The sequence below is a fragment of the Anatilimnocola floriformis genome (genome assembly GCF_024256385.1).
Classification (GTDB): Bacteria; Planctomycetota; Planctomycetia; order Pirellulales; family Pirellulaceae; genus Anatilimnocola; species Anatilimnocola floriformis.
The window spans coordinates 1,560,578-1,573,915 of record NZ_JAMLFW010000002.1 but is presented as its reverse complement, the minus strand read 5'-3'; the positions used below and the strand labels follow the sequence as shown (position 1 = coordinate 1,573,915).

Annotated in this window: 12 protein-coding genes; 8 read left to right on the top strand and 4 right to left on the bottom strand. The window is 59.4% G+C overall.

Translation table 11 applies throughout. From position 1 onward, the window contains the following. Positions 1-115 precede the first annotated feature (115 nt). Entirely contained in the window at positions 116-2,128 is a 2,013-nt protein-coding gene (locus M9Q49_RS30840) for a family 16 glycoside hydrolase (RefSeq protein ID WP_254513151.1), read from the bottom strand. Between the two features lie 279 nt (positions 2,129-2,407). Here M9Q49_RS30840 and M9Q49_RS30835 point away from each other — a divergent pair, with 279 nt between their 5' ends. From M9Q49_RS30835 to M9Q49_RS30815, 5 genes are all read left to right on the top strand, one after another. After that, complete coding sequence (locus M9Q49_RS30835; protein WP_254513150.1) at positions 2,408-3,784, top strand: cation:proton antiporter domain-containing protein; 1,377 nt, start codon at positions 2,408-2,410, stop codon at positions 3,782-3,784. A gap of 254 nt (positions 3,785-4,038) precedes the next feature. Next, positions 4,039-4,773 (top strand): MotA/TolQ/ExbB proton channel family protein, encoded by a 735-nt coding sequence (locus M9Q49_RS30830; RefSeq protein ID WP_254513149.1) that lies wholly within the window; start codon positions 4,039-4,041, stop codon positions 4,771-4,773. A gap of 55 nt (positions 4,774-4,828) precedes the next feature. Next, positions 4,829-5,269, top strand: a complete 441-nt coding sequence (locus M9Q49_RS30825; RefSeq protein WP_254513148.1) for an ExbD/TolR family protein — start codon at positions 4,829-4,831, stop codon at positions 5,267-5,269. A 39-nt stretch (positions 5,270-5,308) separates the two neighbouring features. Continuing rightward, positions 5,309-6,262 carry an energy transducer TonB gene (locus M9Q49_RS30820; protein ID WP_254513147.1) on the top strand — a complete coding sequence of 318 codons (954 nt, stop codon included), beginning with the start codon at positions 5,309-5,311 and terminating at the stop codon, positions 6,260-6,262. A 124-nt stretch (positions 6,263-6,386) separates the two neighbouring features. Continuing rightward, positions 6,387-6,851 carry a bis(5'-nucleosyl)-tetraphosphatase gene (locus M9Q49_RS30815; RefSeq protein WP_254513146.1) on the top strand — a complete coding sequence of 155 codons (465 nt, stop codon included), beginning with the start codon at positions 6,387-6,389 and terminating at the stop codon, positions 6,849-6,851. Between the two features lie 879 nt (positions 6,852-7,730). Here the strand turns inward: M9Q49_RS30815 and M9Q49_RS30810 are convergent. After that, positions 7,731-8,513, bottom strand: coding sequence for an MBL fold metallo-hydrolase (locus tag M9Q49_RS30810; protein WP_254513145.1), 783 nt, complete (start codon positions 8,511-8,513; stop codon positions 7,731-7,733). Positions 8,514-9,008: 495 nt separating this feature from the next. Here M9Q49_RS30810 and M9Q49_RS30805 point away from each other — a divergent pair, with 495 nt between their 5' ends. From M9Q49_RS30805 to M9Q49_RS30795, 3 genes are all read left to right on the top strand, one after another. Further along, positions 9,009-10,202 (top strand): ADP-ribosylation factor-directed GTPase activating protein isoform b, encoded by a 1,194-nt coding sequence (locus M9Q49_RS30805; RefSeq protein ID WP_254513144.1) that lies wholly within the window; start codon positions 9,009-9,011, stop codon positions 10,200-10,202. A gap of 567 nt (positions 10,203-10,769) precedes the next feature. Continuing rightward, positions 10,770-11,051: a hypothetical protein gene (locus tag M9Q49_RS30800; protein WP_254513143.1), complete on the top strand. Its 282-nt coding sequence runs from the start codon at positions 10,770-10,772 to the stop codon at positions 11,049-11,051. 139 nt (positions 11,052-11,190) lie between these two features. Then, positions 11,191-12,000, top strand: coding sequence for a glycerophosphodiester phosphodiesterase (locus tag M9Q49_RS30795; protein WP_254513142.1), 810 nt, complete (start codon positions 11,191-11,193; stop codon positions 11,998-12,000). Position 12,001: 1 nt separating this feature from the next. Here M9Q49_RS30795 and M9Q49_RS30790 read toward each other — a convergent pair whose 3' ends face one another. Both M9Q49_RS30790 and M9Q49_RS30785 read right to left on the bottom strand, forming a co-directional pair. After that, positions 12,002-12,190, bottom strand: coding sequence for a YezD family protein (locus M9Q49_RS30790; protein ID WP_254513141.1), 189 nt, complete (start codon positions 12,188-12,190; stop codon positions 12,002-12,004). Positions 12,191-12,240: 50 nt separating this feature from the next. Next, positions 12,241-13,308, bottom strand: coding sequence for a sulfate/molybdate ABC transporter ATP-binding protein (locus M9Q49_RS30785; protein ID WP_254513140.1), 1,068 nt, complete (start codon positions 13,306-13,308; stop codon positions 12,241-12,243). Between the last annotated feature and the right edge of the window lie 30 nt (positions 13,309-13,338).

Genomic DNA, 13,338 nt, shown 5'->3' with positions numbered 1-13,338 from the left:
TATCTGCAGTTCACCTTCCCACGCCCAACCGCCGAAAATCGTGGAGCTCTTTCGGCGGCGCACGGCTTACGTATCTCCAATCATCGACCGCAGAGCGTTCGACGACTGGGGGCGTTTACTTCAGTTCCTTCAAACGAATGCGGCGGTATTCCATTTGGCCGCGGTCGGCTTCGAGGCCGATGGGGCCCGTGGCAGGGAGCACGGCGTCGAACTTCAGCGGCTCGCCGTTGCAGGTCGCAGTGGCGGTCGTGCCCTTCACGATCACTTCGATTTCATTCCAATCCTGCGGGCGGTAGTTCTTCAGATCCTTGTAAGGACCGGCCACCAGATAGTCGCGACATTGCAGCTGCGGCTTGCGAATGAACACGCCGCTGTCGGCATTCACGCCGGCGCGGAATTCCAGCTTCAAGTGGAAGTCCGTTGGGAATTCCTTCACGGTCCAGAGCTGCGCGAGCCCCTTGCCGGGGTTCACCACGATGCGGCCATCGCGTGCCGTGTAACGACCATCGCTCGCCGAAGCTTGACCATCGAAGGGCGCACCGTTTTGATACTTCCAACCGGTGAGATCCTTTTCATTCAGCAGCAGCGTGAAGCCTTCTTCGATTTCAAACGCTTTGTCTGATTGAAACGGCGAAGCAGGGATGCCGGCTTTGTTCCACAGATTCACATCGGGGACGTTCGACCAGCCGTAGCGCACTTGCACGGGCTTCTCGACGTTGTCGGCCGAGACGCTCACGGTGTCGCCAACGATCTTGGCTTTCGCTTCCACGAACTTGCCGTCGCTACCCGCCACCGAAAAGCCGCGGAGATCACCTTCCTTCGCCATCAGGCCGCCGCCGAGATGTTTGAAACTGACGATCGCGTTCTTGCCGTCGATCTTCAGTGCGTCGTATTCAGGGCCGGAGTATTCGATCTTTTCGCCGTACGCGAGAGCTCGCGCGGCGAGGGCCAGGCGAGCACCGACGGGTTGTTTGCGGACGGGATGAATGTCGCCCGCGTCACCGACGTCGACGATCACGATGTTGGAGGTGTTCTGCGTTGTTTGCGCGGTGAGGCGTTGCGACTCACGCAGCTCGGGGCTCATGCCGTTATGCGGCGCGATCTGGACAAACAGAAAGGGGAAGTCGCCCTGTCCCCAAGCCTTTCGCCAACTGGCGATGAGGGCGGGGAAGAGCGTGAGGTATTCTTTCGGCCGGCCGTTGTTCGATTCGCCTTGATACCAAATCACGCCCTTCATGGCGTAGGGTTGCAGCGGGACGATGCTGCCGTTGTAGAGGCCGAAGGGGCGGTTGTTGTCCTTGGCAGGATCGCCGGGAGGAGCTGGTTTGCGCGGCAGCGGCTTGCCGGCGGCTTTGGCCTTTTCGGTGTCGGCTTCCCACTTGGCGAGGAGCTCGGTTTCTTGCGCCTTGAACTTCTCAACTGCGGCGGGATGATCGGCGATTTTCTTCGCTTGCACGGCGAAGAGTGGAACCAGCGTGGGATTCGCTTCGAGATCGGCCTTCGCGGTCCAAGCTTCGGCGACGGTGCCGCCGACGGCAGACTTGATTAAACCAACCGGCACGCCGAGGGCTTTGCGCAAATCCTGGCCGAAGAAATAAGCGACGCCGGAAAAGTTCGGCGCGCTCTGCGGACTGTCGACAGCCCACGTGCCGCCGATCGTCGTTTGTGGTTCGTCGACCGCACGAGCGCCGGCGTTGAAGAGTCGCAAACCGTTGTCGCCCGCGGCCGCGGCGGCTTCTTTGCCGCCCGTTGATTGCTGCAGTGTCCAACCCATGTTCGATTGGCCGCTGCAAACCCACACTTCGCCGACGAGAATATCGTTCTTGGTGAGCGTATCGTCCCCCGCGCTCACGGTCAGCGATTGCGATTTCTCATCGGCCTTTAGGGCGTCGAGCTTCACCGCCCACGCGCCGTACTTATCCGCAACGGCTTCCTTCGATTGGCCGGCGAACTTCACGGTGATCTTGGCATTCGGCTCGGCCTGGCCCCACACGGGGACCGGCATGTCGCGCTGCAGCACCGCGTGATCGGTGAAGAGACTGGCGAGCGTCAACTTTTCGGCGGCTGACAGCGGAGCGCCGAAGAGCGCGATGAGAAGCGTTGCAGAGATGAAACGAAACAGGCTCATAAAGTCAGTTCCTGAGAACGAGAGAGGCAGATCGATTGGAAAGAGCGTACCGCTGCGCGGCGGGCTGTCGCAATATGCGGCCAAACTAACGTTTCAACAATTGTCGTCTTGACATGTGTTTGGCGGGATGCAAGATAAGACGCAGGCAGGTCGCGTAGTGCGAACCCCTAGGTTCGTGCGAGCTGACCATTGACAGACCGCTCACTCCGTAAGTTCGCCGTCGACTAACCTGCACCCGACTTCGCCAGCGCCAACGACGTAGCTGGATTCAAGCATCGCATGCCATTCTTCTTTCTACTTGCTGCCGGCGACTCCAAAACCGAATCGCTGTTGTTGCGCGTGTTGGTGCAGCTGGCCGTCATCATCGTGGCGTCGCTGGTTGGCGCGCGTGTCGCGAAGTGGTTCCGCCAACCAGCAGTCGTCGGTGAGATTGCCGCGGGGTTGCTACTCGGGCCATCGTGTTTCGCCTGGCTGTTTCCGGAAGCAGCGGCCATGATCTTTCCGCCGGCGACGGAATTGATCGGCACGGGCGAAGCCGCCGTGCGCGTGATGACGCCGCTCGCCGCGTGCATGAATGTGTTGAGTCAGCTCGGCTTGGTGCTGCTCCTGTTGCTCGTAGGCCTGGAGTTTGATTTCAGCCACTTGCGCTGGCATGGCAAGGCGGCGCTCGCGACCTCGCTGACGGGTGTGGTCTTGCCGTTCGCACTCGGGCTTGGCCTTGCGCCGCTGATCTATTCGTCGCTCGAGCATGTGAACGGCGCGCCCGTTTCGTATACGGGTTTCACGTTGTTCATGGGCATCTCGATGTCGATCACGGCGATACCCGTGCTCGCGCGGATTTTGATGGAGCTCGACATCGTGCGCACGCGGATCGGTGCGGTAACGATGACGGCCGCCGCCGTTGATGATGTCATCGGCTGGATCTTGCTGGCCACGGTGTCGAGCATTGTGCGAGCGCAGTTCGACGGCTGGCGGATTGCGCAGATGACGTTCCTCTCGCTCGCGTTTTTTGCGTTCATGGTGTTCCTGCTGCGGCCGGCGATGAAGTGGATGTTGCGGCGGTGCTACGTCGGCGAGAAGGGTGACGAGATCAGCTCGACCGGTTTGGGCTTGGTGCTAGTCGTTCTCTTTTTGTGCTGCATCGCGACGAGCTTGATCGGCATCTTTGCGATCTTTGGCGCGTTCCTGCTCGGGGCCGCGCTTTCGGATGAGTTGCCGCTGCGGAAGGCGATGGGGAGCGAGCTGCGCGAATTTTTGTCGGTCTTCTTCTTGCCGATTTTCTTTACCTACACCGGCCTGCAAACGAACGTGGGCTCGCTGAATTCGTGGACCCACTGGCTAATTCTCGCCGGCATCTTGGCCGCGGCAATCGGTGGCAAGTGGGGCGGCTGCACGATTGCGGCCTGGCAGGGGGGCTTTAAGCTGCGCGAAGCGGCCTGCATCGGCGCGCTGATGAATACACGCGGGCTGATGGAACTGATCGTGATCAACGCCGGCCATCAGCTGGGAGTGATTCCCGACAGTCTGTTCTGCATGCTGGTGCTGATGGCGGTAATCACAACGCTCATGACTACACCGCTGCTGCTGTGGCTCGCGCCGGGCACAGAGCTCGAAGAGCCGGTGAGCGGCAGTTCGCTGGGGCGGGTGGGGCGCTAACCAGATCGTTAGATTGCCCCCATTTTTCGCCGGCCGCAGCCGTCCTAAGTCGTTTTCTGCCAGCGATTTGCCGAACAATTTCCAGGAATCGCAAATCTGCGCGAAAAATACTCTGACCAGCGTTATAATGTTGACTTGCTCCCGCCCGCACAGGGCTATTGCTGCGACAACACAGTAACGGCCCGCGTGTTCACGGCGATAGGTCTGTGTGCCTATCCTCGAATCCTCGCCAGATTGAATTTGAGTTTGACGCTATGAATCTGACACAAGTTTTCGTCAACATCACCGGCCTCGGTGCGGAGTGGGTGTTGTGGTTGCTCGTCGGTCTGAGCCTGGTCAGCATGACCGTGATGATCGAACGCTGGCTGTACTTTCTCACGCACGGCGTGTCGTTCGCTAATTTCAGCTCACAGCTCGAATCGCTGCTGCGGGCCGGCAAGCTGACCGAAGCGTATCAATTGGCTTCGCAAAGTCGCGCTCCCGAGTGTGCGGTCGCCGCTGCGGGCCTGGCCAATTTTAAGAAGAGCAGCGAAGCCGTTTCGGAATCGATGCTCAGCACGAAGTCGAAAGAACGCGTGAAGATGGAAGCCTATCTCACGGTGCTCGCGACCCTCGGCAACAACGTGCCGTTCGTCGGGCTGCTCGGTACGGTGCTCGGCATTATCAAAGCGTCGGGCGATCTCGCCAAAGCCCAAGCCGAGAAGGCCGCCAGTTCGAGCGCGGTGATGGGTGGCGTGTTCGAAGCTCTCGTGGCCACGGCGGTCGGCTTGTTCGTCGCCATTCCCGCTGTTATTGCCTACAACTATTTTCAGCGCAACGTGAAAATCCGCATGGGCCAGGTCGATGCGGTTGCTCACCAATTGCTCGCGTTGCACGCTCAAAAGACCACATTCACGGTCACTCCGCCCGAACCGCCGCCGGTGAAGGCCGGTCTCGCCGAACCCCCGGCCACCAAAGTCGTCGGCCGGCAACCGGCCTCGGCAGAATAGCGCAGTCTCATCAGCAACGTGAATATTCGCAGCAAGATCTGAGGGAGCAACAACAATGGCTGGTGGTGCAGGTTATTCCGACGACGGCGATGGTCCCACGATTTCTGAAATTAACGTCACGCCGCTGGTCGATGTGGTGCTGGTGCTGCTGATCGTGTTCATGATCACGATGCCCACGATCATTGCCGATGAAGTGCGCAACGAACGGGAGCTCGATCTGCAATTGCCGCAGGCCAGCGAAGCCGCTCCGCTGGTGCAAGACATCGAAAAAGTCGTCATCAATGTGCGGATTACCGGCGCTTATGTCATCAAGGGTGCGGTGCTCGATCGGGCCGAGCTCGCCACCTATTTGAAGCAAGCCGCCGCTGATAATCCCCGCCGCGTGACCGTCGAGATTCGCGCCGACCGCAATACGCTTTGGGATCATGTCGTAGCCGTGATGGATCTCTGCCATCAAGCCAAGATCGAAAACTGTAGCGCCGCTGTTTCCGAGTGAGTTTGCACCTAGTTTCCGCATCGAAGTTTCTGCCGCCGCATGACTGCGTCCAGCTCTTATTACCTGCTACGACTGCTGGCCGCCGCGCTCGCGAGCCTGGGATTGCATAGCGCAATTGTCGGCGCTCACGCGCTGGTCCTTTATCTGGGTTATGTTGCCCCCACCGTGGTGATCGGCGGCGGCGGCTCGAGCGGCATCGGCGGCAAGCCCGGCGAGGGTGGCGTGAACACTGTCGATGCAGTGACCACCGGTTTTTCGCTCCGCCGAGTCCTCGCCAAGTCGGACGATGGCGATGATGAAACGGCTGATCTGACGGCGACCGCGCAGGATATCGAAATCACACCGGCTGAAACGAAGCTGGAAAAAGCCACGGCAGAAATCGCTACCGCAGTGCGACCCGACGAACCGGAGAAGGTCTATCTCACCGAGCGTCCGGCTCCTGCCGTGATCAAACCGCTCGAAGCAGAACGCAAAGAAGACGTGCCCGAGGGGCTCGAAACGGTCGAAGCCAAAGGTGGCCCGAAGCTCACGCGCAAGACGAGCAAAACCCTGCCGCAAACCGGCGTGATCTCGGTCACGGCCTCGGATCTGAAAGCCGCTGCCGGCAAAGGCGCGGGCCTGCAAGGCGGCACCAACGGCGAAGGCGCCGGCAACGGCGGCGGTGGTCGACCCGGCGCTGGTCGCGGCGGCGGTGTGGGCGCTGGCATCGGCATCGGTGCTGGCCGGGCGCCTGGCCTGGCCAACGGCAATCGCGCGCCACATTATCCCGCCGAAGCTCAACGCCTCGGCCACACGGGCCGCGTGCTGTTGCGGGTCACGGTCAAACCCGACGGCACGGCTGATAATGTCGCGCTGCACGAAACATCGAGCTATCCCAGTCTGGACGAATCAGCCATCGCCGCTGTGAAAGGCTGGCGTTTCACTCCCGCCCAGCAATTCGGCCAACCGGTCGAAGCCACGGTCATCGTCCCCGTGAAGTTTGTGCTGCAGTAAGCAGACTTCTGGCCGCGTCACTTTGCTTGGCGTCTTGCCAATGCGACTTTCCCCGCGAAGATAGTAGACGACTCGCACTCTGCCTGAATCGAGTGCGCGCAGGAATCCGCAACAGGAAGTCGTCGTGGGGAAATCGGACAAAGACAAAGCCGGCAAAAACAGCGGCAAGCTCAAGCAGATCCGCGGCTGCGGCGTGCTGGTGATGCGCGACGAGCCCGAGCGTTCGTTCCTGCTGATGAAGCACGCCCAGCGTTGGGACCTGCCCAAGGGCCATCTCGACGACGGCGAAACCGATCTGGAATGTGCCCTCCGCGAACTCCGCGAAGAAACGGGCATCAAGGGGAAAGACATCGACCTGGTCGGCGACTTTAAGTGGACGACCGAGTACGAAGTAAACTCCAAACGCTTCGGCGAGCGCTGCCACAAGACGATCGTGATCTATCTCGCCAAGCTGCTCAATCCGGTGAAAATCAAACTCACCGAGCACCCCGACTACGAGTGGGTAAAGTGGAATCCGCCCCACAAGATTCAAGCGCAAACAATCGATCCACTCCTCGCCGCCGTAGCTGAATATTTCGCCCGCTCGTAGCGACATCGTCGCCGGATACTCCGTATCCGGTGGGTTGAAGCAAAACTACCACCGCCGAGGAATGAGCTCCGCGAAATTCCTCGGCGAGTATCGTTGGAAGCGGAATCGCGCTGCAGCGTAACTTCCGATTAGCAGTGTGACACAACCGCTATCTGCTCATCTCGCCGAACTTGCTGGAATGTCGCTGGCGCTTATTCCAGCGGTTCTCGGCTTGTCACCGCCACCACCGAATATGGAATATTCGGCGACGATCGCGGCAAGAAATAAAAAGCCCCCGGACGGCCGCTAATCCCAGGGGGGCAAGGATTTGGCTGCTGTACCGGGAGCGATTGGACGGTTAGCGGCTGGAGCATCCATGCTGGCCGCGCCGCGAACGACTGGCTGACTTACGAACTCCACGATCCAGCATCCATGCCGGGCGTGTGGCTCGCGGTCCGCTGATTCTGGCTTACTCCGAAGAGCTGGCTGGATCTTGATGCGGACGCCGTCGACCTGTCGCGAATGTATCTGCTGGCCTCAGTTCGTTTCGAGGCCCAAGGTGTTTCGTTGAGGTGTGTGATTTAGGTCATTTCGATTTCGCGAGCAAGAGCAATCTTTGCGTCGCTCGCGATTTCTTTTCGTCAGTCACAACTGACGTGGCGGGAGATTATGCCAAAGCGAAAAGAGGGTCAAGGTCGATTTTTCGCGAAGCGAGAAAAAGCCTGAATTGCCGAGGAAAACGCGTTTTTTCCAAAAGTCGTTTACGCTTGACGCGCGCAGCAAACTGCTCTTGATTTTCTCGTTAAACGCCAGTGGAGAAGAGCACCAACCTGCGGGCGCGCGTGATAGGTACGCGCGAGTAGCTTGACCTCGATTCATCGACCGCAGAGCGTTCGACGACTAGCTCGGCAGCTTGCCTTCAGCCACTTCGTTTTCCCACTCTTCCATCAGTGGCCAGTGCGTGGCGCACGTGCCCCAGTCGGCCATTTGCAGATAGCCGGTCAAGCGCTTGATCGTGGCGTCGAGCAACTTGTTGTCCTTGCGGAAGACCGGACCGTGGCTCGGGCACAGCCATTCGACATCGCTGTTGCGAATGCGTTCGAGCGACTTGATGAACGACGGAATGTCGCTGCCGTGATGCGCATCGATCGCGCCGACGCAGCCGTCGCGATAAATGTTGTCGCCGCTGAAGAGAATGTTCCCCATGCGGAAACTGAGTTGGCTATCGGTGTGCCCCGGCGTGAGCCAGACCTCAAGCTTGAGCTTGCCCACTTCGATGATGTCGCCATCTTCGATCGTGCTGTCGATCTTCACGGCGGGCATGGCCAGGTCGATGTTCTGCGCTTCGATATGCGCGAGCGTCCGCAGGCGATCGCCATCTTCGAGCGGCTTCACAGCGCGTTGGTGCGCATAGACCGGCGCCTTCAGCAGGGCCTTCGCTTTGGCCATGCCTTGGATGTGATCGATATCGGCGTGCGTGGCGATCAGCATCTTGCAACGGCTGAGGGGGAAGTCGAGCTTGCGAATCAGCTCGACGATTTCCTCGACCGTTTCCTCAAAGCCGATGTCAATCAGCAGCCATTCCTTCTGATCGAAGACGAGATAAACATTGCAGCCGAGGATTTGCCCCGCTTGAAAGTTCAGCTCAATAACGTTCGGCAAAATCGGCTTGCGTGACAACATACGAATAGACCTTAAAAGTCGCAGGGTGGGTCGAGTGGTACTCCACGAGGGCCCACGGCAATTCTGGTGGGCCTCGCGGGGCAACCGCTCGACCCACCCTACAGTTCCCGAGACGAGCAAGGGATTTTAGAAGCGAGGCCGAAAGCCAGCAACCTGCTGAACGTCTGTGTCGCACTAAATTCAAGGGAATCAAGGAGTTATTGAGATAAGCTCTCAGAACTCAGCCATCTAGTCATGCCCGCGGCATCAGCCGAGGGTCTGGGGGATCCCGCACCGAACCGCAAATAACAGCGCGGTTATAAACTCAGACAGACTGTCGCTAACGCGCGTTCAACTTCGCCCAATTCGCCCAAACTCCTGGTTCAGAAGCTTTTTGAGGGGTATACTCGCATACCAAGGAGGCGCTTCGCGGCAGGGTCGCCGATTTCCCCTCACTGCATGTCAGGCCCTGCGTTCTTTCCCAAGGACGCCCCCACGGCCGAGAAGGTTGATCTCATGCCCGTCTCTTGGAAACGGCTCCTCCGTTCGTTTGCGTTCCCCGTTTGCTCTGGTTTGGCCGCCGGCCTGGCCATTGCCGCGATCGGCTTTAGCGGCTGCGAAACTGCCCCCGAGCCGGGTCAGAATGTGAAAGTCAACAAGCCGGTCGTCAACGAAGGGACCACGGCAAAGAAGGACGAGCTGTCCGACGCCGAGCTCGTCAAGCAAATCGACGATGCCCTCGACTATACCTACGAAAACCGCCGGCTCGACCTGAGCCAACAAGCGGCCTGGCAGATGATTCACGGCGCGCTGGCGTTCAAGCGAGCGTTCCTCATTCGCAACGGTGACAAAGACGTCTCGGCCCTCGATCACGTCCTCTCGGGCGGCAAGATGAAGGGCTGGAATCTCGTGAAGGGCGAACTGCTCGACGAGAAGACTCAGCGCTACGGCGTGCGGGCCCTGCTCGAAGAAGGGACCAAAGCCGGCCAAGGTCACACCGATCAATGGCTCGGTTACTTGTGCGACTGCGGCATGCCGCTCACCGAACCACTGATGGTCGAAGGTGAGAAGTACACGCTCGACGATTATCTCGTGCAAGCCGAGCGCGATGTCTATCGCAATCCTGCCAAGGAATACAGCTGGACATTGATGGCGATGAGCGCTTATCGCAAACCGGGCTACACCTGGACTGCCGGTGACGGCAGTGAGTGGAGCATCGAAAAGCTCGTCGAAATCGAACTCGGCTACAACCTCGACGCCAGCCCCTGCGGCGGTTCGCACCGCATGTTCGGTCTGACGATGGCCCGTGATCGGCACGTCGCCGCCGGCGGCAAGCTCGAAGGCGTGTGGGCCGACTGCGATAAGAAAATCAAGGAATGCATCGCCCGCTCGAAGCAATTGCAAAACCCCGACGGCTCGTTGTCGTCGAACTATTTCCAGCGCGAAGGCATGAGCGCCGACCTGGCCCAAGCCGTCGGCTCGGCTGGCCACTGCATGGAATTCCTGGCCGCGTCGATGACGAAAGAAGAACTGCAAGAACCATGGGCTCGCCGCGCGATCGCCAGCGTCTGCAGCGTCTTCCGCAAGACGAAAGCTGTCGACGTCGAATGTGGTGCTCTCTTCCACGCCGCCCACGGCCTGCGTCTCTACCGCTTCAAGGTCTTCGGCCCCCGCACCTTCCCAAAGACGGAAGAAACGGCTGCCAAGTAGACTTGGCGGAGTAAAACGATTTCGTAGGACGGACCATTGGTCCGTCCCGCAGCGGGCACCGCTATCTTCAGCGAGGACTCTTCGCTTCCGTAGCAGTCCTCCCGCCCGCGCGGTGGAATATATAACGGGTTATCAAAATTCACTCGATTCTAGCAATGCCTTGACAGCCAATGCCTTGCGACAAAATCGGGCGGTTATATCGGGCCCAGGCTATAACCTTTTTATAACCAGCGCCGATCATTCGCACGCGAGCCGATCGCTTCCGCTGCCGGGCACCGTTCGCCACTTTGCGGTTTCTGTCGGCGCGCACCGATAGCGCAACGACCTCTGTCGATTTCAAAAATATCAACCAAAGTGAGAAAGATCACTCGCTAATTAAATGCGCACGTGATGACAACTTTGGTCAGAGTCGAGCGACGGGAGGGCGAGGCTCCCGCCGAGCCGCCGAGGTGGAATTGCGAAGGCCGTTGGCGACTGCTTTCGACCGGCGCGGCTCGGCGGGAGCCTCGCCCTCCCGAAATCAGCGCCAGCGTGAACGGCTACCAACAAGTGCAAAAGGTTTTTCTCATGAACGAGGCGAATCTCAACCCGTATCAATCGCCTCAAGGAACTAGCGACAAGGAACCTTCGCCGGAGCAAGAGCAACTGTCGCTGGCCGAACTCCAAGCCCGAGTGATCCGGCTAGAAAAGCAACTCCAAGCGAATCATCTCTTCGGACCACTCTGGAAACGCTGCCTGGCGGTTTTCATTTACTTCTTCCTGGCCTATGCGGTGATCGGCGCGATAGTCGGCACGGTTTTCCTCGCGGCAACTTGGCTATTGTGGTTCTTCTGGCGGATCGAGCTTTGACTCAGTCGCTCGAGCCATTTGCGAATCGCTGGCCCAAGCCGTTAGACTTGCGCGGTGATTCCACCGCCTGAAGTCGGTGGCGAAGCCAAAACTCAAATGCTGAGCTCACGGGATGCCCCTGACACACTGCTGTTTAGTCGTGTTCATCTTCGTTGCCACGGCCGCAACTGCTGCTGAGCCGCTTCCGATGAGCGCTGCTGCGATCGCTGTGAAACAAATCATCGCCCACCGCGGCGCGAGTAGTGACTGTCCCGAGAACACGCTCGCCAGCACTCGTCGCGCGATCGCTGTGCATGCAACGGCCATCGAAGTGGACGTGCGACTCAGCAAGGATCGGCAGCTTGTGCTGCGCCACGATGCGGAACTCGAGCGCACCACGAATGGCAAAGGCAAGATCAACGAGAAGACGCTCGCCGAGCTCAAACAACTCGACGCCGGTAGTTGGTTCGATCCCAAATTCGCCGGCGAAAAAATCCCGACTCTCGCCGAAGTGGTGAGCATCTGCAAAGGGCAGATCGATGTGCTGCTCGACCTCAAAGAAGACGGCAGCGAATATGCCGAGCTCGTGGCCGCGACGATCAAGGAGCATGGCGAAGAGTCGCGGACGATCGTCGGGGTGCGGAGCGTCGAACACGCCCGGCAGTTTCGCAAGTTACTGCCGAAGGCACGACAGCTCGGTTTGATGGCCAAGCCGGATGAGATCGAAGCCTATGCCGCGGCCGGCGTCGAGATGATTAGCCTTTGGCCGAAATGGCTGAGCAGCGAAAATGAGAGCGGCGAGAAGTTGGTCGCTCGGGTCCGCGCCGCCAAAGTGCAACTTCATTTGAACGGCACGACCGGGAAGAGGGACGAAGTGCTGCCGCTGCTAACACATCGGCCCGATTCGCTCTCCGCCGACAATCCGGCGCAGTTGCTGGCGACTCTGCGAGAAATCTCCAGCGGCAAGTGAGCTAGCCGTTCGCCTCGGCGCTGGCTTGCGAGCTGCGCAGCCGCCGCTTCTCGGTGCGATCGATTTGCACGACCACGCCGTCCTGCACGATCACGTTCACGCTGCCGAACCGCAAGCCGCGGAGCGCATCGAGGATTTGCTGCAACTCCTGCTCACGGCGTGCATCGGCCGATTCTTGAGGACTATTCATCCGAGGACTCTCCACTCGCAACGTACTTTTCATAGCCAATCACATCAGCACTAAATGACATACTCGGGAACAAACGTCCGCACCCGCCGCGGCGATACATTCACCGTTTCGCCGACTTGCAGCGACAGTTCTTGATAACGCTCGAACGGCATATCGACTTGCACTTCGCCACCGTGCTGCAGCGCGAGTTCGACTTTGGCGACCGAACCGGCGGGATTCATTCGCAATACGCGGGCCACCAGGCTGTTGCCGTTGAGCGCTTCGCGAGAAATCTCGAGTTCGTGCGGCCGCACATACACTTTCGGCGCACCGTTCGGTTTGGTGTCGGCCTTCTCCACCGCGCTGCCAAGCACGGTCTTTCCTTGTTCGACACGGCCGTGAAAGACATTTACGTTGCCGAGAAAGTCCATCACAAATTCCGACGCCGGCGAATGGAAGACTTCCGACGGCGTGCCGACTTGTTCGATCTTGGCGCGGTTCATCACGACCACGCGGTCCGAAACTTCGAGGGCTTCTTCCTGATCGTGCGTGACGAGAATCGTCGTCATGTGCAATTCGTCGTGCAGCCGCCGCAGCCACTTCCGCAGCCCTTGCCGAACCTTGGCATCGAGCGCGCCGAACGGTTCATCCAACAGCAGCACTTTCGGCTCGATGGCCAGCGCTCGCGCGAGCGCCACGCGCTGCCGCTGTCCGCCCGAAAGTTGCGCCGGAAAGCGATTGCCGAAGTTTTCGAGCTGAATCAGCCTCAGCAACTCGTTTACCTTGCTGCGGATCTGCTGTTCGCTGGGCCGAAATTGCCGCGGACGAACACGCAAGCCGAACGCCACGTTTTCGAACACGCTGAGGTGCTTGAACAGCGCGTAGTGTTGAAACACAAACCCGACCTGCCGCTCAGCGACATGGCGGCGTGAGACGTCTTCGCCGTGGAAGCGCACGACGCAGTTCTCGGTTTCATCGGGAGTCTCAAGCCCTGCGACGATCCGCAGCAGCGTCGTTTTGCCCGAGCCCGAGGGTCCCAGCAGCGCGATCAGTTCGCCGTCCTTGATTTCTAAGTTGACGTCGTCGAGCGCAGTGTAGGACCCGAAGGTCTTCGTAACGTGTTCGATGTGAATGCTCATGAAAATTCTTACTGCGAACGCAGCTCTCTG